This is a genomic window from Micromonospora sp. NPDC005205, assembly GCF_040608275.1.
Lineage (GTDB): Bacteria > Actinomycetota > Actinomycetes > Mycobacteriales > Micromonosporaceae > Micromonospora.
This window is the reverse complement of the sequence record NZ_JBEXHV010000011.1, coordinates 38824-59955: the sequence shown is the minus strand read 5'-3', so window position 1 is coordinate 59955 and position 21132 is coordinate 38824. Positions and strand designations below refer to the sequence as shown.

At 71.7% G+C, this 21132-nt stretch carries 13 protein-coding genes; 12 read left to right on the top strand and 1 reads right to left on the bottom strand.

Features of this window, described 5'->3' with window-relative positions:
• The first annotated feature begins 56 nt into the window (after positions 1-56).
• The 10 genes from argS (at position 57) to ABZU43_RS20485 (ending at position 18409) form a co-directional block, all read left to right on the top strand.
• Entirely contained in the window at positions 57-1724 is a 1668-nt protein-coding gene (gene argS, locus ABZU43_RS20530; protein WP_355008083.1) for an arginine--tRNA ligase, read from the top strand.
• A 1-nt stretch (position 1725) separates the two neighbouring features.
• Positions 1726-3111, top strand: coding sequence for a diaminopimelate decarboxylase (gene lysA / locus ABZU43_RS20525; protein ID WP_355008082.1), 1386 nt, complete (start codon positions 1726-1728; stop codon positions 3109-3111).
• An 8-nt stretch (positions 3112-3119) separates the two neighbouring features.
• A complete protein-coding gene (locus tag ABZU43_RS20520; protein ID WP_355008235.1) occupies positions 3120-4430 on the top strand; it encodes a homoserine dehydrogenase in 1311 nt (436 codons plus the stop codon).
• Positions 4431-4569: 139 nt separating this feature from the next.
• The gene (thrC, locus tag ABZU43_RS20515) at positions 4570-5619 is read left to right on the top strand and encodes a threonine synthase (RefSeq protein WP_355008081.1); all 1050 of its coding nucleotides are present in this window, start codon (positions 4570-4572) and stop codon (positions 5617-5619) included.
• Between the two features lie 141 nt (positions 5620-5760).
• Positions 5761-9042: an efflux RND transporter permease subunit gene (locus ABZU43_RS20510; RefSeq protein ID WP_355008080.1), complete on the top strand. Its 3282-nt coding sequence runs from the start codon at positions 5761-5763 to the stop codon at positions 9040-9042.
• Between the two features lie 158 nt (positions 9043-9200).
• Positions 9201-10019: a polysaccharide deacetylase family protein gene (locus tag ABZU43_RS20505; protein WP_355008079.1), complete on the top strand. Its 819-nt coding sequence runs from the start codon at positions 9201-9203 to the stop codon at positions 10017-10019.
• An 11-nt stretch (positions 10020-10030) separates the two neighbouring features.
• Entirely contained in the window at positions 10031-11275 is a 1245-nt protein-coding gene (locus ABZU43_RS20500; protein ID WP_355008078.1) for an MFS transporter, read from the top strand.
• A 64-nt stretch (positions 11276-11339) separates the two neighbouring features.
• The gene (thrB, locus tag ABZU43_RS20495; RefSeq protein WP_355008077.1) at positions 11340-12284 is read left to right on the top strand and encodes a homoserine kinase; all 945 of its coding nucleotides are present in this window, start codon (positions 11340-11342) and stop codon (positions 12282-12284) included.
• A gap of 296 nt (positions 12285-12580) precedes the next feature.
• Positions 12581-14776: a transcription termination factor Rho gene (rho, locus tag ABZU43_RS20490; protein ID WP_355008076.1), complete on the top strand. Its 2196-nt coding sequence runs from the start codon at positions 12581-12583 to the stop codon at positions 14774-14776.
• 138 nt (positions 14777-14914) lie between these two features.
• On the top strand, positions 14915-18409 hold the full coding sequence (locus ABZU43_RS20485) for a phosphodiester glycosidase family protein (protein WP_355008075.1): 3495 nt from the start codon (positions 14915-14917) through the stop codon (positions 18407-18409).
• A gap of 46 nt (positions 18410-18455) precedes the next feature.
• Here ABZU43_RS20485 and ABZU43_RS20480 read toward each other — a convergent pair whose 3' ends face one another.
• Complete coding sequence (locus ABZU43_RS20480) at positions 18456-19352, bottom strand: AAA family ATPase (RefSeq protein ID WP_355008074.1); 897 nt, start codon at positions 19350-19352, stop codon at positions 18456-18458.
• 275 nt (positions 19353-19627) lie between these two features.
• On the opposite strand from ABZU43_RS20480, the gene rpmE reads away from it, so the two are divergent.
• Together rpmE and prfA are read left to right on the top strand one after the other, a co-directional pair.
• Positions 19628-19852: a 50S ribosomal protein L31 gene (gene rpmE / locus ABZU43_RS20475; protein ID WP_355008073.1), complete on the top strand. Its 225-nt coding sequence runs from the start codon at positions 19628-19630 to the stop codon at positions 19850-19852.
• Positions 19853-19985: 133 nt separating this feature from the next.
• The gene (gene prfA / locus ABZU43_RS20470; RefSeq protein ID WP_355008072.1) at positions 19986-21074 is read left to right on the top strand and encodes a peptide chain release factor 1; all 1089 of its coding nucleotides are present in this window, start codon (positions 19986-19988) and stop codon (positions 21072-21074) included.
• Positions 21075-21132: the final 58 nt, after the last annotated feature.

The window sequence follows — 21132 nt, the reverse complement described above, 5'->3', positions numbered from 1 at the left end:
GTAGACGCGCAGGGGAGCCGCCGAGTGCCCGAGTCTACCCCCGATAACATGGTTGGGTGACTCCTGCAGAACTAGCCTCGGTCGTCCTTGCCGCCGCCCACGCCGTCTTCGAGCAGCGTGGGCTCGACCGCGCCGCGCTGCCGGCGAGCACTGTGGTGGAGCGACCGCGCAACCCCGAGCACGGCGACTACGCCTCGACGCTCGCGCTGCAGTTGAGCAAGAAGGTCGGCGTCCCGCCCCGGGATCTGGCGGGTGCCCTGGCGGACGAACTGAGCCGGGCAGAAGGTGTCAAATCGGTCGAGATCGCCGGGCCGGGCTTCCTGAACATCCGGCTCGACGCGGCGGCCGCCGGTCAGCTCGCCCGGGTCATCGTCGAGACCGGCGCGGAGTACGGCCGCAGCGACCGGCTCGCCGGCGAAAAGATCAACCTGGAGTTCGTCTCAGCCAACCCGACGGGGCCGGTGCACATCGGCGGGGTGCGGTGGGCTGCCGTCGGTGACGCGCTGAGCCGACTGCTGCGGGCCACCGGTGCCGACGTCGGCACTGAGTACTACTTCAACGACGCCGGTTCGCAGATCGACAGGTTCGCCCGGTCGCTGCTCGCCGCCGCCAAGGGCGAGCCGGCGCCGGAGGACGGCTACGGCGGGGCGTACATCGCCGAGATCGCCGCCGAGGTGCAGGCCCGCCGGCCGGAGGTGTCCTCGCTCGACGACGACGCCGCCCAGGAGGTCTTCCGGGTCGAGGGCGTCGCGCTGATGTTCGACGAGATCCGCTCCTCGCTGCGCGACTTCGGGGTGGAGTTCGACACCTACTTCAACGAGAAGGACCTGCACGACCGGGGTGAGCTCGACCTGGCGCTGAACCGGCTGCGCGAGCAGGGGCACCTCTACGAGTCCGAGGGTGCCACCTGGCTGCGCACCACCGACTTCGGCGACGACAAGGACCGGGTGCTGCGCAAGTCCAACGGCGAGTGGACGTACTTCGCCGCGGACTGCGCCTACTACCTGGACAAGCGCGAGCGCGGCTTCGAGCGGGTCGTGATCATGCTGGGTGCCGACCACCACGGCTACATCGGCCGGATGAAGGCGATGTCCGCCTGCTTCGGCGACGACCCGGAGCGCAACCTGGAGATCCTCATCGGGCAGCTGGTCAACCTGCTGCGCGACGGCGCCCCGATGCGGATGAGCAAGCGGGCCGGCACCGTGATCACCCTGGAGGACCTGGTCGACGCGATCGGCGTGGACGCCTCCCGGTACGCGTTGGCCCGCTACTCCAGCGACTCCCCGATCGACATCGACATCGAGCTGTGGACCCGGGCGACCCGCGACAACCCGGTCTACTACGTGCAGTACGTGGCAGCCCGGACGGCGGGCGTGGCCCGCAACGCCGCCGAGGTGGGGCTGGTTCCGGGCGACGCCGACGCGTTCCGCCCCGAGCTGCTCGCCCACGAGAAGGAGAACGAGCTGCTCAAGGCGCTCGCCCAGTTCCCCGCGGTGGTGGCGACCGCCGCCGAGCTGCGGGAACCGCACCGGGTGGCCCGCTACCTGGAGGAGAGCGTCGCCGCCTCCTACCACCGGTTCTACGACAACTGCCGGGTGCTGCCGCTGGGCGACGAGGAGATCACCGATCTGCACCGCGCCCGGCTCTGGCTCAACAACGCCACCCGCACGGTGATCGCCAACGGCCTGCACCTGCTCGGCGTCTCCGCACCCGAGAGGATGTGACATGAGGGCTCATGAGGCTGGTGCGCTGCACGCGGACATCAGCAACCGGGGGCCGGCCTGGCTGCGTACCCCGGAGGACGTGAACGCCCTGCTGCCCACGCTGTGGCCGCGCAGCGTGACGCGCGGCGCGGACGGCGCGGTCGCCGTCGCGGGCCTGAGCGTCCGCGACATCGCGGCCGAGTTCGGCACCCCGGTGTACGTCCTCGACGAGGCCGACCTGCGCTCGCGCTGCCGCGACTTCCGGGCGGCCTTCCCGACCGAGGACATCTTCTACGCGGGCAAGGCGTTCCTCTGCCGGGCGGTGGTCCGGATGATCGCCGAGGAGGGGCTGTTCCTCGACGTCTGCACCGGCGGCGAGCTGGCCACCGCCCTGTCGGCGGGAATGCCGCCGGAGCGGATCGGCTTCCACGGCAACAACAAGTCGGTCGCCGAGCTGGGTCGCGCGCTGGACGCCGGGGTGGGCCGCATCATCGTCGACTCGTTCACCGAGATCGACCGGCTCACTACGCTGGCCCGCGAGCGCGGGGTCCGGCCCCGGGTGCTGGTCCGGGTCACCGTGGGCGTCGAGGCGCACACCCACGAGTTCATCGCCACCGCCCACGAGGACCAGAAGTTCGGCTTCTCCCTCGCTGGCGGTGCCGCGGCGACCGCTGCGTTCAAGATCCTCGACGAGGGCGTGCTGGAGCTGCGCGGCCTGCACTCGCACATCGGGTCGCAGATCTTCGACGCCAGCGGCTTCGAGGTCTCGGCCCGTCGGGTGCTCGCCCTGCAGGCGCAGATCCGCGACGCGCGCGGGGTGGAGCTGCCCGAGCTGGACCTGGGCGGCGGCTTCGGTATCGCGTACACCACCCAGGACGACCCGGCGACCCCGCAGGATCTGGCCAAGCGGCTCCGCAAGATCGTCGATTCGGAGTGCGCGGCGGAAAATCTGGCGGTGCCGCACCTGTCGATCGAGCCGGGCCGGGCCATCGTCGGCCCGTCCGTGTTCACCCTCTACGAGGTCGGCACGGTCAAGGACCTCGACGGCCTCCGGACGTACGTCAGCGTCGACGGCGGGATGAGCGACAACATCCGCACCGCCCTCTACGACGCGTCCTACTCGGCGACGCTGGCCTCGCGGGCCTCGACAGCGCAGCCGTTGCTCGCCCGCGTGGTGGGAAAGCACTGTGAGTCCGGGGACATCGTGGTGAAGGATGAATTCCTGCCCGCCGACGTGCAGCCCGGAGATCTTGTCGCAGTGCCCGGCACCGGTGCGTACTGCCGAAGCATGGCCAGCAACTACAACCATGTGCCCCGGCCACCGGTGGTCGCCGTGCGCGACGGCCAGGCGCGTCTGATCGTCCGGCGGGAAACCGAAGACGACCTGCTCGCATTGGATGTTGGATGACGTCACCTGTGCGCTTGGCGCTGCTCGGCTGTGGCACTGTCGGCCAGGAGGTGGTCCGGCTGCTGCACGAGCAGTCGGCCGACCTCACCGCGCGGATCGGCGCCCCGCTGGAGATCGCCGGCATCGCCGTCCGTCGGCTCGGCCGCGACCGGGGTGACCTGCCGGTCGACGAGGACCTGTTCACCACCGACGCGCTCGGCCTGATCAAGCGCGACGACGTGGACGTGGTCATCGAGGTGGTCGGTGGCATCGAACCGGCCCGGAGTTGGCTGGTCGAGGCGTTGCGCGCCGGCAAGAGCGTGGTCACCGCCAACAAGGCGCTGCTGGCCGAGGACGGCGTGACCCTGCACGAGGCGGCGGCCGAGGGCGGCGGCGACCTCTACTACGAGGCGTCCGTGGCCGGGGCCATCCCGCTGCTGCGCCCGCTACGCGAGTCGCTGCACGGCGATCGGATCAACCGGGTCACCGGCATCGTCAACGGCACCACCAACTTCATCCTCTCCGCGATGGACGCGACCGGCGCCGGCTTCGCCGAGGCCCTTGAAGAGGCCACCGCCCTGGGGTATGCGGAGGCCGACCCGACCGCCGACGTGGAGGGCTTCGACGCGGCGGCGAAGGCGGCGATCCTCGCCTCGCTGGCGTTCCACACCCGGGTCGGCGCCGCCGACGTGCACCGCGAGGGCATCACCGAGGTGACCGCCGCGGACATGGCCAGCGCCCAGGCGATGGGCTGCACGATCAAACTGCTCTGCATCGCGGCCCGGGGTGTCGACTCCACCGGCCAGGAGACGGTCAGCGTCCGGGTGCACCCGGCGATGATCCCGCGCAGCCACCCGCTGGCCAGCGTCGGGGACGCGTTCAACGCGGTCTTCGTGGAAGCGGACGCGGCCGGGCAGTTGATGTTCTACGGCCGGGGCGCCGGTGGCGCGCCCACCGCCAGCGCGGTGCTCGGTGACGTGGTCGCGGTGTCCCGCAACCGGCTCGCCGGGGTTCGCGCGGCCAGCGAGAGCGCGTACGCGGACCTCGCGGTCCGGCCGATGGGTGAGGCGTTGACCCGCTACCACGTGAGCCTCGACGTGGCCGACCGCCCGGGTGTGCTGGCGTCGGTGGCGAGCGTGTTCGCCCGGCACGACGTGTCGATCGCGACTGTGCGGCAGGGCTCGGCGGGCGGGCCGGCGGGTCGCGACGGCGACGCCGAGCTGGTCATCGTCACCCACGTGGCACCGGACGCCGCGCTCGCCGCGACCGTCGGCGAGCTGCGCGGTCTGGACATCGTCCGGTCGGTCACCAGTGTGCTGCGGGTCGAGGGCGGCGCCTGAGTCGTTGCATCATCGACGGGGCGGCGCGCCCGTCCCGCCAGGTGGGTAGGCGGGGGTGTGCCATTGACCACTCCAGCAGGCTGGTCCAAGGTGGCCCTGACAATCGGGTGGGCACGGCGGTAGAGGCGAGGAGAGCGACATGTGGCGGGGTCTGATCGAGGCGTACCGGGATCGGCTGCCGGTCACCGCGGCCACGCCGGTCGTCACGCTGCACGAGGGCAACACCCCGCTGTTGCCGGCGCCGGTGCTGTCCGCCCGGCTCGGTTGCGACGTGCACCTCAAGGTGGAGGGCGCCAACCCGACCGGCTCCTTCAAGGACCGGGGGATGACCCTCGCGGTGTCCAAGGCGGTCGAGGCCGGCAACAAGGCCATCATCTGCGCCTCCACCGGCAACACCAGCGCCTCCGCCGCGGCGTACGCGGCCCGGGCCGGGTTGACCTGCGCCGTGCTGGTGCCGCAGGGCAAGATCGCGTTGGGCAAGTTGGCCCAGGCGCTGGTGCACGGCGCGAAGCTGCTCCAGGTGAACGGCAACTTCGACGACTGCCTCGCGACGGCCGCCAAGCTCGCCCAGGACTACCCGGTCGCGTTGGTCAACTCGGTCAACATCGACCGGCTGCACGGCCAGAAGACCGCAGCCTTCGAGATCGTCGAGGCGCTCGGCGACGCGCCCGACATCCACTGCCTGCCGGTCGGCAACGCCGGCAACATCTCCGCGTACTGGATGGGATACGCGGAGGATCGGGCCGCCGGTGCCACCACCCGCACCCCGAAGATGTACGGCTTCCAGGCGGCCGGCGCGGCCCCGATCGTGACCGGCCAGGTGGTGCCGGAGCCGTCCACCATCGCCACCGCGATCCGGATCGGCAACCCGGCGAGCTGGACCAAGGCACTGGATGCCCGAGACGCCTCCGGTGGCCTGATCGCGTCGGTGACCGACCGGGAGATCCTCTCCGCGTACCGTCTGCTCGCCCGTGAGGTGGGGGTCTTCGTCGAGCTGGGCAGCGCGGCCAGCGTGGCCGGCCTGTTGCAGCAGGCCGCGGCGGGCGCGGTGCCGCCCGGCTCCACAGTGGTCTGCACGGTGACCGGCCACGGGCTGAAGGACCCGGAGTGGGCGATTTCCACCGCGCCGGCACCGGTCACCATCGCGAACGACCCGCTGGCCGCGGCGCGCGCCCTCGACCTGGCCTGAGCGCGCCGCCGTCCGGGCGGTGTTGGACGGCGGGCAGCTGAACGGCGCGACGGTCCGGGGGCGGCGGGGGCCGAGGTATGCGAGTCCGGCACACTTTCGGGTATCCCCGCCCGCATTCTCGTTCAGGAGTGAGCCAGGCCGATGTCGCTGCTCGCCAGATTCAGCCTCGCCAACCGAGGGCTGATTGCCCTCATCGCGGTGGTGACCACGGTGTTCGGAGTGTTCGCCGTGCCGTCGCTGAAGCAGCAACTGCTGCCGTCGCTCGAGTTCCCGGCCGCGTTCATCGTGGCTCCCTTCCCCGGCGCCGGCCCCGAGATCGTCGAGTCGCAGGTGACCGAGCCGATCGAGAACGCCCTCCAGGGCATCCCGGGGCTGGACCAGGTCACCTCCACCTCCCGCGAGGGGGCGGCCACCGTCCAGGTGACGTACGAGTTCGGCACCGACCTCGACGACGTCGTCAACAAGATGCAGACCGCGTTGAGCCGGATCGACTCCCAACTGCCGGAGGGCGTCGACCCGCAGGTCATCGCGGGTAGCACCGACGACCTGCCGGCGGTGGTGCTGGCCGCGGCCGGCGCCGGAGACGAGCGGGCGCTGGCCGAGAAGCTGCGCACGACTGTGGTGCCGGAGCTGGAGGGCATCGACGGGGTACGCACTGTCGAGGTGACCGGCACCCGCGACGACGTCGTGGTGGTCACCCCGGACCCGGCGAAGTTGGCCGCAGCGAAGATCCAGCCGACGGCGATCGGCGCGGCGCTGAAGACCAACGGCGTGGCGGTTCCGGCCGGCGCGGTGACCGACGGAGCGTTGGCCCTCCCGGTGCAGGTCGGCACGCCGATCGCCACCCTGGAGGACCTGCGCGGCATCGTGGTCGTCCCAGCCGCGGCACCCGTTCGCCTCGGTGACGTGGCGACGGTCGAGCAGCAGCTCGCCCCGGCCACGGCGATCACCCGGACCAACGGCAAGGACAGCCTCGGCATCGCGGTCACCGCGGCACCGGACGGCAACGCCGTGGAGATCTCGCACGAGATCCGGGACCGGCTCGACGACCTGAAGGACGCCTCCGGCGCGGAGCTGACAGTGGTCTTCGACCAGGCGCCGTTCGTCGAGAAGTCGATCGAGTCGCTGACCACGGAGGGCCTGCTGGGCCTGGTGATGGCGGTCATCGTCATCCTGGTGTTCCTGCTGTCGGTGCGCTCGACGGTGGTCACCGCGGTCTCCATCCCGCTCTCCGTGCTGGTGGCGTTGATCGCCCTGTGGATCGGTGACTACTCGCTCAACCTGCTCACCCTCGGCGCGTTGACCATCGCGGTCGGTCGGGTGGTCGACGACTCGATCGTGGTGTTGGAGAACATCAAACGCCACCTGGAGTACGGCGAGGAGAAACGGCACGCCATCATCACCGGCGTCCGGGAGGTCGCCGGTGCGGTGACCGCGTCGACCCTCACCACGGTGGCGGTGTTCGCGCCGATCGCGCTGGTCGGCGGGTTCGTGGGCCAGCTCTTCGCGCCGTTCGCGATCACCGTGACGGTGGCCCTGCTCGCCTCGCTGCTGGTGTCGCTGACAGTGATTCCGGTCCTCGCGTACTGGTTCCTCAAGCCGCGCGGCGGCACCGCTGACGACGAGGCGGTACGGCACGCGGCGGAGGAGAAGGAGCTGCGCAGCCCGTTGCAGCGGGCGTACCTGCCCGTGATCGGGTTCGCCACCGGCAAGCGGTCGACCCGTTGGATCACCGTCGGGCTCGGCCTGCTGGTGCTCTTCGGCACCTTCGGTCTGGCGCAGAAGTTGGAGACCAACTTCCTGGACGACTCCGGCCAGGACACCCTCAACATGAGCCAGGAGCTGCCGGCCGGCAGTGGCCTGGCGGCCACCGACGCGGCGGCCAAGCAGGTCGAGTCGGTGCTGTCGAACACCGACGGCGTCGAGACGTACCAGGTGACCGCCGGCGGTGGGGACAACCCGTGGGCGGGCGGCGGCGGCAACAACGTCGCCAGCTGGTCGCTGGCGCTCGACGGTGACACCGACGCGAAGCAGATGCGTGAGGTGCTGCGCAAGGAGTTCGACAAGCTCGGCGCCGGTGTGGGTGAGATCAGCTTCGGTGGCGGGCAGGAGGCGTCGACCAGCCAGCTGGAGGTGATCGTCCAGGCCAGCGACCCGGAGGCGCTGACTCGGGCGGCCGAGGAGGCGCGGGCCGCGATGGCCGGCCTGCCGGACGTCGAGGACGTTTCCACCAGCCTGGCCGCGCGGGTGCCGCGGGTCGACGTGGTGGTGGACCGGGTCGCCGCCGGTCGGGTCGGGCTCACCGAGGCCGCCGTGGGGCAGCTCGTGTCGCAGGCGTTCCGGGGAGCGCCGCTGGGTCAGGTCGCGCTCGACGGCCAGCAGCAGAACGTGGTGCTGCGGTTGGGCACGCAGCCGCCGATGACGGTGGAGGAGCTGCGGGCACTGCCGGTTGGTCCGGTCAAGCTGGGCGACATCGCGCAGGTCACCCAGGGTGAGGGCCCGCAGCAGGTCACCCGCATCGACGGTGAGCGCAGCGTGTCGGTGACCGGCGCGGCGACCGGCTCGAACCTGGGCGCGACCAGCACGGAGTTGCAGAAGCGGCTGGACGGCCTCAACGTGCCGGGTGCGAGCTTCACCATCGGTGGTGTCAGCGCGGACCAGGCGGACGCCTTCGCGGACCTGGGCCTGGCGGTGCTGGCCGCGATCGCCATCGTCTTCCTGATCATGGTGGCCACGTTCCGTAGCCTCACCCAGGCGCTGATCCTGCTGATCTCCATCCCGTTCGCGTCGACCGGTGCCATCGGTCTGCTGTTGATCACCGGGACGGCGCTCGGTGTGCCGGCGCTGATCGGTGTGCTGATGCTGGTCGGCATCGTGGTGACCAACGCGATCGTGTTGCTCGACCTGATCAACCAGTACCGGGCGCAGGGCATGGGGGTCCGGGAAGCGGTGGTCGAGGGTGGCCGTCGCCGGCTGCGCCCGATCCTGATGACGGCGGTAGCGACGATCTTCGCGCTGCTGCCGATGGCGTTCGGGTTGACCGGTGAGGGCGGCTTCATCTCTCAGCCGCTGGCGGTCGTGGTGATCGGTGGTCTGCTCAGCTCGACGCTGCTCACGCTGATCCTGGTGCCGACGCTCTACACGATGGTGGAACACACCAAGGAGTCGCTGCGGGCTCGGCGCGCACGACGGCGTTCCGGCGGGTCGGCGGTGACCACGACGACGGAGACCGACGAGGCGCCAGCGCCGAACCAGGTCGCGGTGCCGAGTGGCGCACCCGCCCCGGTCGCGACCGAGGGTGTGCAGCCGGCTGGGCGACCCGCGCCGTCGGCCGCGCTGGTGGAGGGCACGGACCAGTTCGAGGTGCTGCGGTTGCCGCGTAGCCGCACCTCCCCGCTGCCTCCGGCGGAGCCGACCGAGTAGGTCGCAGAGCAGTTCGGAACGCCCCCGGCGGATTGTCGCCGGGGGCGTTCCCGGTTCATTCGACCGAAAACACTCCGCCTCGACCACCCCACACTTTGTGTAACTTCTTGCATACTCCTCGTAGACGGGTGGGGGTGTGGGTGAAGCGGGGTGGGCAGATGGCCGAGGGCGCGCGCGGGTGGGGCCGACGCGACCTGCTGCGCCGTGGCCTGCTGGTGGTGGGCGGTGTGGCCCTCGGCGCGGGGACGTCCGAGGCGTGGTGGATCACCCATCGCCGGATGCCGATCGCCGGCGGCCCCGCCAGCGCCACCCTCGGCAACGGCCAACAGGATGTCGGCTCCGGCGCTGTGGACGTCGTCTGGTCCGGGCGGACCAACCAGCGCCTGGTGGCCCTCACCTTCGACGACGGGCCGGCACCACAGTGGACTCCCATGGTGCTCGACACACTGGCCCAGCACCGGGTGCCGGCCACCTTCTTCATGGTCGGGGCGCAGGTCCGTCGACATGCCGACGTCGTCCGCGACCGGCTCGCCGGGCACGAGGTGGGCAACCACAGCTGGGAACACCGGGACCTGGCCGAACTGGACGCCGCCGAGGCGTACGACGACCTGCGCCGCAGCCACGACGTGATCGCCGACCTGACCGGGGTGCCGCCGGCGCTCCTCCGCCCGCCGTACGGCCACCTGGGCGGGGCGGTGCTGCACGCGGCGGCCCGGCTGGACTATCGGCTGGTGCTCTGGTCGTTGCAGATGGTGGAGCGCCAGTTCCCCGACGATCCGGCCGGTCACGCCCAACGGATCGTGGCCGAGGTTCGACCGGGAACGATCGTGCTCGGCCACGATGTGGGAGCGCACCGGCGGCTGGTCGCACTGCGGGGCCTGACCGACATGATCAACGGGCTACGGTCGCGCGGTTACACCTTCGTCACGGTTTCGGCGCTGCTGGGAGCGGGTGTGAGTACGACACCGACCAGGTAGGGTCGCGCTCCGTGGCGTCCACCCTCTCGGTTCTGACCGGCAATCGGAGCTTCCGCAACCTCTTCCTCGCCGAGCTGGTGGTCTTCGGCGCCGACTGGTTCGTCATGGTGCCGCTGCTGGTGCTGCTGCCGCACCTGACCGGCAGCGGCGTCTGGGGCGCGCTGGTGTTGGCCGTGGACACCGGCATCGTGGCGTTGCTGCTGCCGTACACCGGCACGATCGCCGACCGCTTCGACCGCCGAAAAATCATGATCGCCGCGAACGTGGCCGCGCTGGCGGGCGTGTTGCTGCTGCTCGGCGTGCGGAACGCCGGAACCGCGTGGCTGGCGCTGGTCGCCATCGGAGTGGTGGCGGTCGCCAAGGCGTTCTACTCGCCGGCCGCCCAGGCCGCGCTGCCCAACGTGCTGGAGCCCCACGAACTCGCCGCTGGCAACGCCGTCGCCGGCTCGGCCTGGGGCACCATGACCGTGGTCGGTGCGTCGCTTGGCGGCGTGCTCAGCACCGCTGCCGGCCCGTACGTCTGCTTCTGGGTCGCGGCGGTGGGCCTGGCGGCGGCCGCGGCCCTCGCCACCCGGATCCGTCGGCCGTTGCAGGCGCCCCGGGACGCCGACCAACCGGCCCAGCGGACCTGGTCGGCGGTCCGCGAGGCGCTCGGCTACATCGGTCACCGCCCCCGGGTGCTCGCGCTGGTCACCGTCAAGTCCGCGGTGGGCCTCGGCAACGGCGTGCTGACGGTGTTTCCGCTGCTGGCCGGCGTGTACGGTGTCGGCCCGCTCGGCGCCGGCCTGCTCTTCGCCGTACGTGGCGCGGGAGCGTTGGTGGGGCCGATCCTGATGCGCCGGGTGCTGACCAACCGGGCCTGGCTGCTGCCCGGGCTCGCGCTGTCCATGTCGCTCTACGGCCTGTCCTACCTGGGCACTTCGGTGGTGCGATGGTTTCCGCTGGTGCTGCTGCTGGTCTTCGTGGCGCACTTCGCGGGTGGCAGCAACTGGGTGATGTCGAACTTCGCCCTTCAGGGTGAAGTTCCGGACCGGTTGCGGGGCCGCGTCTTCGCCACCGACATGATGCTGGCGACGCTGGCGATCTCGGTGAGTCAACTGGCGGTGGCCCTGGTGGTGGACTCGGTCGACGAACGGGTGGTGCTCGCCGGCTGCGGTCTGATCACCCTCGTCTACGCGGTCGGCTGGCGGATCGCCACCCGCCGGCTGTCGCTCACCGATCCGGCCGTCGAGCCGGTCCCGGACCCGGCCGGCTGAACTCGACGGTCCCAGGCAGCGGGCGCGGGACCGGTTCGTCGGTCCCGAGCCCTAGCATGGGCGCGTGCCGACGAACTTCACCGCCGAGCCGGTCCGGGTCCGCGTCCCGGCGACCAGCGCCAACCTGGGCCCGGGCTTCGACGCGCTGGGTCTCGCCCTCGGGCTCTACGACGACGTGGCCGCCGAGGTCGCCTCGGGCGGTGTCCGGGTGACAGTGACCGGGCAGGGCGCCGGTGAGCTGCCCGACGACGACCGGCACCTGGTGGTGCGGGCCATGCGCGCCGCGTTCGACGTGCTCGGGGCCCACCCTGCGGGGCTGAGCGTGGAGTGCGTCAACCGGATCCCGCAGGCACGTGGGCTGGGCTCCTCGTCCGCCGCGATCGTCGCCGGGGTGCTGCTGGCCCGTGCCCTGGTCGTCGATGGGGAGCAGCGCCTCGACGACGCCGGCGCGCTGCGACTGGCCGCCGAGATCGAGGGCCACCCCGACAATGTGGCACCGTGCCTGCTCGGCGGTTTCACTGTGGCCTGGTCCGAGCCGGGCGGCGCCCGGGCGGTTTCGCTGCCTGTCGCCGCAGCGGTGCGGCTCACTGTTTTCGTTCCGGCGGAACGCGGTTTGACCGCGACCGCGCGGGCGGCTCTGCCGGCAACCGTGCCGCACGGTGACGCCGCGTTGACCGCCGGGCGGGCAGCGCTGCTGGTGCACGCGCTCACCACGGACCCGGCCCTGCTGCTGCCGGCGACCGTCGACCGACTCCATCAGGATTACCGCGCAGCCGGGATGCCAGGCACGTCTGCCCTGGTCAGCGCGTTGCGTGCGGCCGATGTGGCAGCTGTGGTCAGTGGGGCGGGGCCGACTGTTCTGGCGCTCAGTCAGCCTCCGGCGGGCTTCCCAGTGGGAACAGACTGGGAGATCTGGCAGTTACCGATAGACGTCAGCGGCGCGCGGGTCGCACGGGGTAGACTTGGACACGCCGAGCGGGACCCTGTTGCCGCAGGTCGGAAGAGTTGATTACGCTCTAGACCTAGCACAGCCGCGAAGCACGCGATCTCCTGCGGGGCGGCGCACCCCCGAAGCTCTCGGCGGTCAGCCCGTCTACCCCTGCCAAAGGCCCACGCCGCACCGCAGTTTCCACAGGTCGCCGCAGACGGCGAGACCTGCTCACCGACGTTGGTGAGTCGGGATACCGACCGGCTGCTGTGTCACAGACTCCCGCGACGCGTCCTTGCGAGGCGGGTGCACCGAGGCCGCCCGGCCACCTGAGCTCCGACTCCGGGCAGTCCCGGCCTATCGAGGGAAGGAATCCATTGAGCGACACCACCGACGTGACGTCGGATGTTTCCAACGTCGCTGGCGATGCCACCGCAGCCGCTCCCGCCCGTCGTCGGCGTAGCGGCACCGGTCTGTCGGCGATGCTGCTGCCAGAGCTGCAGAGCCTGGCTGCGTCGCTCGGCATCTCCGGCACGGCTCGCATGCGCAAGGGCGAGCTGATCGCCGCGATTTCCGAGCGGCAGGGCGGCAACGCCGCCGGGACCCCTCGACCACGGGCCGAGGTCGCGGCGGCCGCAGCCCCGGCCCGTGAGGGAGTGCGCGCCGAGGTGCGGGAGACCGCCGACCGGCCGGCAGCCGAAGGACGCGGTGCCGAGCAGGCGCCGGCCGAGCCGGCCGCCGAGACCGAGGGCCGTAGCCGCACCCGGCGGAGCCGGACCGCAACGGCGGAGGCCCGTACCACCGAGGCTCGCCCCGCTGAGGCGCGGGCGACCGAGGCGCTGGCGACCGAGGCGCGGGCGACCGAGCCGCGGACGACCGAGCCGCGTAGCGACGAGGCGGAAGCCGGCGAGCGGGCCGAGCGTGGCGAGAACCGCCGCGACCGGGCCGAGCGTCCGGAGCGCGCCGAGCGTTCCGACCGGGCCGAGCGGACCGACCGGGCCGAGCGGACCGACCGGGCCGACCGGGGCGAGCGTGCCGACCGGGGTGAGCGGACCGAGCGTGGCGAGCGGACCGAGCGGGCCGACCGCGGTGAGCGTGCCGACCGGGGTGAGCGGACCGAGCGTGGCGAGCGCAACGACCGGGGCGAGCGTGCCGACCGGGGCGAGCGTGCCGAGCGTGGCGAGCGCAACGACCGGGGCGAGCGTTCCGACCGGGGCGATCGTGCCGAGCGCAACGACCGACCCGACCGCGGTGACCGCAACGACCGCAACGACCGTGGTCAGCGTGTCGAGCGGGACAGCGACGACGACGACGAGAATGGCGGCCGGCGCGGCCGGCGCAGCCGTTTCCGGGACCGTCGCCGTGGGCGCGGCGAGCGTACCGAGACCGGTGCCGAGACCGGTGGGCGTGAGCCGCAGGTCAACGAGGATGACGTACTCGTCCCGGTGGCCGGCATCATCGACGTGCTCGACAACTACGCCTTCGTGCGGACGACCGGTTACCTGGCCGGCCCGAACGACGTGTACGTCTCGATGTCCCAGATCAAGAAGTACGGCCTGCGCCGCGGTGACGCGATCACCGGTGCGGTGCGGGCGGCCCGCGAGGGCGGCAACAGCGGCGACCAGCGGCGCGACAAGTACAACCCGCTGATGCGGCTGGACACGATCAACGGGATGGAGCCCGAAGAGGCCCGGCGTCGTCCGGAGTTCTACAAGCTCACCCCGCTCTACCCGCAGGAGCGCCTGCGGCTGGAGACCGAGCCGCACATCCTCACCACCCGGGTCATCGACCTGGTCATGCCGATCGGCAAGGGCCAGCGGGCACTCATCCAGTCTCCGCCCAAGGCGGGTAAGACGATGGTGCTGCAGGCGATCGCGAACGCGATCACCCGCAACAACCCGGAGTGCCACCTGATGGTGGTGCTGGTGGACGAGCGGCCTGAAGAGGTCACCGACATGCAGCGGTCGATCAAGGGCGAGGTCATCGCGGCCACGTTCGACCGTCCGCCGCAGGACCACACCACAGTGGCGGAGCTGGCCATCGAGCGGGCCAAGCGCCTCGTCGAGCTTGGGCACGACGTCGTCGTGCTGCTCGACTCGGTGACCCGGCTCGGTCGGTCGTACAACCTGGCGGCACCGGCCAGCGGCCGGATCATGTCGGGTGGTATCGACTCCACGGCGCTGTACCCGCCGAAGCGCTTCCTCGGCGCGGCCCGCAACATCGAGAACGGCGGGTCGCTGACCATCATCGCCACGGCGCTGGTGGAGACCGGGTCCATGGCGGACACGGTCATCTTCGAGGAGTTCAAGGGCACCGGCAACGCCGAGTTGAAGCTGGACCGGAAGATCGCCGACAAGCGGACCTTCCCGGCCATCGACATCAACCCGTCCGGTACGCGTAAGGAAGAGGTCCTGCTCGCACCGGAAGAGCTGGCCATCATCCACAAGCTCCGGAAGGTGCTGCACTCGCTGGACTCGCAGGCCGCGATGGATCTCCTGCTGGACCGGCTCAAGCAGTCCCGCACGAACATCGAGTTCCTGATGCAGATCGCGAAGTCGACGCCGGGGGAGTAACCATCCCCGGGTGACGACGAAGGGGCACGGCCATCGCGGCCGTGCCCCTTCGTCATGTTCCCGGGCCCGATGGAATTTTCCTTCGGTTCAGTCGACAGGTATTGAAACTTCTATTCATCGCCGGGTTGACTGTCGTCCATGCGTACCCGCAGACGATCCGCCCGCCGCACCGGCGTCCTGCTGCTGACGCCGCTGCTCGCCCTGGCCCTGTCCCCGCCGGCCACCGCCGCACCCACCATCGACCCGCCCACACTGGCCTCACCGTCCGTGGCCTCACCCACCATCGCCGAGGACGCGCCGCCCGCGTCCTCCCGCCCGGCCGGCTCGGTCAGCCTGTCCGCCGCGCCGACGGTCGCGACCGCCCCGACCACCGGCGCTGGTGGTCTGGAGCCGGCCGGCGGGCTGGAGACCACGAAGGCCACCCGGCCGGTCGCGCTGGGCGTGCGACTGACGTCCTTCGACCGGTACGACGCCGAGGGCTGGCTGCGCGCCGACGCGCTCACCACCGACCTGACCGGCGGCTCCACCGTCGACTACGTCAACTCCGGCGCGGTCAGCCGGGCCGAGCCGCTGCGAAAGGCGGTGGACCAGTCGCGCGCTGTCGCCGCGGTCAACGGCGACTTCTTCGACATCAACAACTCCGGTGCCGCCCAGGGCGTCGGCGTCCGTGACGGCGAGCTGATCCAGTCGGGGGTCAGCGGTCATCGCAACGCGGTGGCGGTCACCACCAACGGGGTCGGGCGGGTGATCGAGGTGAACTTCGACGGCAGCGCCACCCTGCCCACCGGGCCGGTCCCGCTGACCCAGTTCAACAACATGGTGCAGGCCGACGGCATCGGCGCCTTCACCGAGCTGTGGGGGACGTACTCCCGGCAGCGTGCCGTGGAGGGCGCGGCCCGCGTGGTCGAGGTCACCGTGACCGGCGGTCGGGTGGCCGCGGTGGGAGGCGTGGCCGGTAGCGGCCCGATCGTCGCGGGCAGCACCGTGCTGCTCGGCCGCGACCTCGGCGCGGACGCGCTTGCCGGTCTGCGCCCCGGTGACCCGGTGGCGGTCGCCTGGCGGCCGAAGCCGTCCGATGGCAGCACCCTGCACGCGGCGGTCGGGGGCGGCAACGTCCTGGTCCGCGACGGTGTCGTGCAGGCCATCGCCGACCCGACCCTCGCACCCCGCACCGCCGTCGGGTTCAGCGCCGACGGTCGAAAGATGATCATGCTGACGGTGGACGGTCGTCAGGTCGACAGCCGCGGCGTGACGCAGACCGAGATGGGCCGGATGATGGCCGAGCTGGGCGCCCACCACGCGCTCAACCTGGATGGCGGCGGATCGTCCACGCTGCTGGCCCGGGAGCCGGGCTCGCCCACCGTGCAGGTGGAGAACGGCCCCTCCGACGGCAGCGAGCGGGCCGTGCCCAACGGCCTGGCCATCTACGCGCCGAAGGGCAGCGGGCGACTCACCGGCTACTGGGTCGAGACGGCCAGCGACCCCACCACCGCCCCGGGTGTCTCACCGGTGCGAGGTGGGCGGCCCGACCGGGTCTTCCCGGGGCTGACCCGTACTCTCACCGCATCCGGCTACGACGAGACGTACGGCCCGGCGTCCGGCGCCCCCACCTGGCGGGCGACCCCGGCGGTACGCGGCCGGGTGGACCGTGACGGCGTGTTCCACGCCGCCGCGCCGGGGGCCAGCACGGTCACCGCCGGACGGGGGCGGGTCACCGGCTCGCTGAACCTCACGGTGCTCGGCCCGCTGGCCCGGATCGGCACCACCGCGCCGCGGGTCGGGCTGACCGGCCGGGACAGCGACGCCCTGGTCGGCGTCGTCGGGTACGACGCCGAAGGCAACACCGCGCCGATCGAGCCGGACGACCTCACCCTCGACTACGACCGGGACCTGCTGCGGATCACCCCCACCGGGGACGGCAACCTGTCCATCGCCGCGTTACGGGACGCCGGCTCCGGCCTGGTGACCGTTCACGTCGGACGCACGAGCGCGGTCCTGCCGGTCACCGTCGGGCTGACCGACGTGCCGGTAGCCGGTTTCGACGATGCCGCGTCCTGGCGGTTCAGTCAGGCCCGTGCCAGCGGCTCGGTGGCGCCGGCGCCCGGGCACACCGGCACCGGCCTGCGAATGTCGTACGACTTCAGCCAGTCCACCGGCACGCGGGCCGCGTACGCCGACCCGCCCGCCTGGATCGAGGTGCCCGGTCAACCGCAGGCCTTCGGGATGTGGATCCACGGCAACGGCACCGGGGAGTGGCCCAGCCTGCACCTGCACGACGCCCAGGACACGCAACACGTGCTGCGTGGCCCACTGATCACCTGGACCGGTTGGCGGTACGTGGAGTTCGCGGTGCCGGCCGGGGTGCAGTACCCGGTGCGGGTACGCCGCTTCTACGTGGCCGAGACGAACGCGGCGGCGCAGTACACCAGCGAGGTGATCATCGATGACCTGGTGGCGAAGGTGCCCCCGACTGTCGACGTGCCGCAGGTGGCCCCGCGTACCGATCGGGTGGTGGTCCGCGACGGCACTGTGGACGGCGCGCCGTGGCGGTTCGCTGTGCTCTCCGACGCCCAGTTCGTCGCCGCCGACCCGGACAGCGACCTGGTCGCCCAGGCCCGGCGGACGTTGCGCGAGGTGCTGGCGGCCCGGCCGGAATTCCTCCTGATCAACGGCGACTTCGTGGACACCGCCTACCCGGCCGACTTCGCGCTGGCCCGGCGGATTCTCGACGAGGAGTTGGGCGACGCGCTGCCCTGGTACTACGTGCCCGGCAACCACGAGATCATGGGCGCTCCGATCAGCAACTTCGCTGCCGTGTTCGGTGCCACCTCCCGGGTGTTCGACCACAACGGCACCCGGTTCGTCACGCTGAACTCGTCCACGGGGACGCTGCGCGGCGGAGGCTTCGACCAGGTACGGATGCTCCGCGAGACGCTGGACGCCGCGGCCACCGACCGGCGCGTGGGTTCGGTCGTCGTCCTGCACCACCACCCGACGCGTGACCCCAGCCCGGCGCAGGCCAGCCAGCTCGGCGACCGCAAGGAGGCGGCGCTGCTGGAACAGTGGCTGGCCGACTTCCAGCACCGCACCGGCAAGGGCGCGCTGTTCGTGGGTGGGCACGTCGGCACCTTCCACGCCGACCGGGTCGACGGGGTGCCGTACGTGATCAACGGCAACGCCGGCAAGACGCCGTCCACCCCTGCCGACCAGGGCGGCTTCACCGGTTGGACGGAGTTCGGCGTGGATCCGGTGACCCCCGCCGAGGCCGACCGGGCCCGTCGTGACCCGCTCGCCGAGGGCCCGCGTTGGGTGGACGCGGAGTTCCACGCGCACGCCGACCGCCTCACCGTGGCCGCCCCGGCCAGCGTCGCGGTCGGCACCCCCGTGGCGGTCACCGCCACGCTGACCCAGCCCGGCGGGCGTACGGTCCGGGTGGCCGCACCGGTCAGCGCCGACTGGTCGGCGTCGCCGGGAGTGCACGTCGGCTCGGCGGCCGGGGTGCGCCCCTGGCACACCGCCCGGTTCGACCCGGCCACCGGCACCCTGACGGCAGTGCGGCCCGGCGCGCCGATACGCCTGACGGTCGAGGTGAACGGCGTGCGTGCCGAGGCCACCATCACCGTCACCGGGTGAACCGTCCGGACGGGCCCCCAACGCGCGGGGCCCGTCCCCGGACACCTCAGAAGTCGCCGTCGGCCACCTGGAAGACGGTGAGGCCCAGGGATCGCCACATCTGGACCACCTGGACGCGGTCGTCGAAGACTCCGGCCACCCGGTAGCGGTTCCGGATCTCCCGGTCGTAGATCTCCCGCTTGACGATCGAGTCCTTCCGGGAGTCGCCGACGGCGCGCAGGTGCAGGGCCAGGTACGGCACTCGTACGTGCCGGGCCAGCCACGCCTCGGTGGCCGCGCGGGCGGAGGCGTCCCGCCCGGAGCAGAAGACCACCCCGTAGCCGGCGGCGTGCATCGCCCGGACCGCCGCGATGACCGCCGTGTTCGGCTGGTCCTGACCCACCCGGGTCATGTCGTACGGGCTGCGGGAGACGGCCAGCGCGACTGTGCCGTCGATGTCCACCAGGACGATCTCCGGTGGCTCGGTCGACGGCGGGTGCACCACGGCGGGTCGTCCGGTGCGAGCCTGCGGCACCGGCAACGGCAACTCCCGGCCCTGAAGGTAGCGCTCGTGCAGCCGGCGGATCGCGTCCGCGCCGACCTGGTCGGTGGCCGGTCGGGCGGCGTCGCGGCGCAGGCACTCGTCCAGCGGCACGTCGGTGAAGTCGTGCACCTCGAAGTCCGCGCCGTGGCGGGCGGCCAGCTCGGCCCAGCCGCGCAGGGTCCGCGCGCGTAGGTTGGTGTCGTCCACGCAGACGTCCGCTCGGGCCCGCAGCAGCGCCTCGACCTGAGCCTGCTGTACGGCCGTCACCTGTGCCTCGGCCCACTGGGTGAACAGCCGTTCGCCGTGCAGCATCCGACGCAGATCGTCCCGGTTCACCCGCGACACGGACGGCTGGAGCGTGCGGGCGAACGTCGTCTTGCCTGAGGCGGGCAGTCCCCGGGTGGCGATCAGACGGGTCATCGACCCACCTCCGGCTCGACGGGCGTACCCCGGTCGGGGTACCTGGCGGCGGTCCGCCGGGTGCGCGAATGCCCCGCCAAGCGGCGGGAATGCGGACGGGTAGGCACGTGTTGACGATGCCGGACGAGGTGTGCGGCCCGATTACCGGGTCGGCTCAGGCCCATGGCACACTGGTCAATCGGCCACCGGTTCCGGTTCACGCCCGAGCCCGTCGCGTACGGCGCGACGAGCGATGACGGCGACCCGGCGACCACCAACGAGAGGACCGAGGCGACATGAAGGCAAACATCCACCCGGAGTACGTGACCACCGAGGTCAGCTGCTCCTGTGGCAACACGTTCACGACCCGCAGCACCGCCAAGGGCGGCACGATCCACGCCGAGACCTGCAGCGCCTGCCACCCGTTCTACACCGGTAAGCAGCGCGTTCTCGACACCGCCGGCCGGGTCGCGAAGTTCCAGCAGAAGTACGCCAAGGTTCAGGCCAAGAAGGCCAAGTAACTCCTCGTTCGGCGCCCGCGTCCGGTTTTTCACCGGACGCGGGCGCCGTCCGCGTTTTCCTCCGTTTCCGCCCGGCCGCTGGCCTCCCGGCCCCGGCCCGGTCGTCGCGCACCGTCGAAGGAGCATCCGCAGCATGAGCAGCGAGCGTCTGGCCGGCCTTCTCGACGAGTACGCGGAGCTGGAGAAGCGGTTGGCCGATCCGGCCATCCACGCCGACCAGGCCACCGCGCGCAGGGTCGGCCGCCGGTACGCCGAGCTGGTGCCGCTGCACAAGGCCGCCGACGAGTTGGAGCAGGCCCGCGCCGATCTGGCCGCGGCTCGCGAGCTGGCCGCCGAGGACCCGTCCTTCTCGGCTGAGGCGGACGCCATCGCCGGGTCCCTGCCGGTGTTGGAGGAACGGCTCGCCGAGCTGCTCATTCCGCGCGACCCGCACGACGCCAAGGACGTGATCGTCGAGATCAAGGCCGGTGAGGGTGGCGAGGAGTCAGCGCTGTTCGCGGGTGACCTGCTGCGGATGTACACCCGGTACGCCGAGCGGCACGGCTGGGTCACCGAGGTGATCGACGCACAGGATTCCGACCTCGGCGGGGTCAAGGACGTCTCCCTGGCGATCAAGACCAAGGGTGTGCCGGACGGTGGCAACGGCGTCTGGTCGCGGCTCAAGTGGGAGGGCGGCGTGCACCGGGTGCAGCGGGTCCCGGTGACGGAGTCGCAGGGCCGGATCCACACCAGCGCCGCCGGGGTGCTGGTGCTTCCGGAGGCCGAGGACGTCGACGTCACGATCGAGCAGAACGAGCTACGCATCGACGTGTTCCGCTCGTCCGGCCCGGGTGGCCAGTCGGTGAACACCACCGACTCGGCGGTGCGGATCACCCACCTGCCGACCGGCATCGTCGTCTCCTGCCAGAACGAGAAGTCCCAGTTGCAGAACCGGGAGCAGGCGATGCGGATCCTGCGGGCCCGGCTGCTCGCCGCCGCCCAGGAGCAGGCCGACGCCGCCGCCTCGGACGCGCGTAAGGCCCAGGTGCGCACCGTGGACCGCTCGGAGCGGATCCGCACCTACAACTTCCCGCAGAACCGGATCACCGATCACCGGATCGGCTACACCGCGTACAACCTGGATCTGGCGCTCGGCGGCGAGCTGGACGGGGTGCTGGACGCCCTCACCGAGGCCGACCGGGCCGCCCGGCTGGCCGGCGACACCGAGCTGACCCGCCGCTGACCCGACCCCAACCCCCGGCCCTCGCTGTCAGGGTCGATCATGGAGTTGTGGTGGGTTG

Excerpts from the sequence above, each read along its gene's own strand:
- lysA (WP_355008082.1), top strand. The coding sequence starts at position 1,726 with ATGAGGGCTCATGAGGCTGGTGCGCTGCACGCGGACATCAGCAACCGG.
- thrC (WP_355008081.1), top strand. The coding sequence starts at position 4,570 with ATGTGGCGGGGTCTGATCGAGGCGTACCGGGATCGGCTGCCGGTCACC.
- ABZU43_RS20510 (WP_355008080.1), top strand. The coding sequence starts at position 5,761 with ATGTCGCTGCTCGCCAGATTCAGCCTCGCCAACCGAGGGCTGATTGCC.
- ABZU43_RS20505 (WP_355008079.1), top strand. The coding sequence starts at position 9,201 with ATGGCCGAGGGCGCGCGCGGGTGGGGCCGACGCGACCTGCTGCGCCGT.
- ABZU43_RS20485 (WP_355008075.1), top strand. The coding sequence starts at position 14,915 with ATGCGTACCCGCAGACGATCCGCCCGCCGCACCGGCGTCCTGCTGCTG.
- ABZU43_RS20480 (WP_355008074.1), bottom strand. The coding sequence starts at position 19,352 with ATGACCCGTCTGATCGCCACCCGGGGACTGCCCGCCTCAGGCAAGACG.
- rpmE (WP_355008073.1), top strand. The coding sequence starts at position 19,628 with ATGAAGGCAAACATCCACCCGGAGTACGTGACCACCGAGGTCAGCTGC.
- prfA (WP_355008072.1), top strand. The coding sequence starts at position 19,986 with ATGAGCAGCGAGCGTCTGGCCGGCCTTCTCGACGAGTACGCGGAGCTG.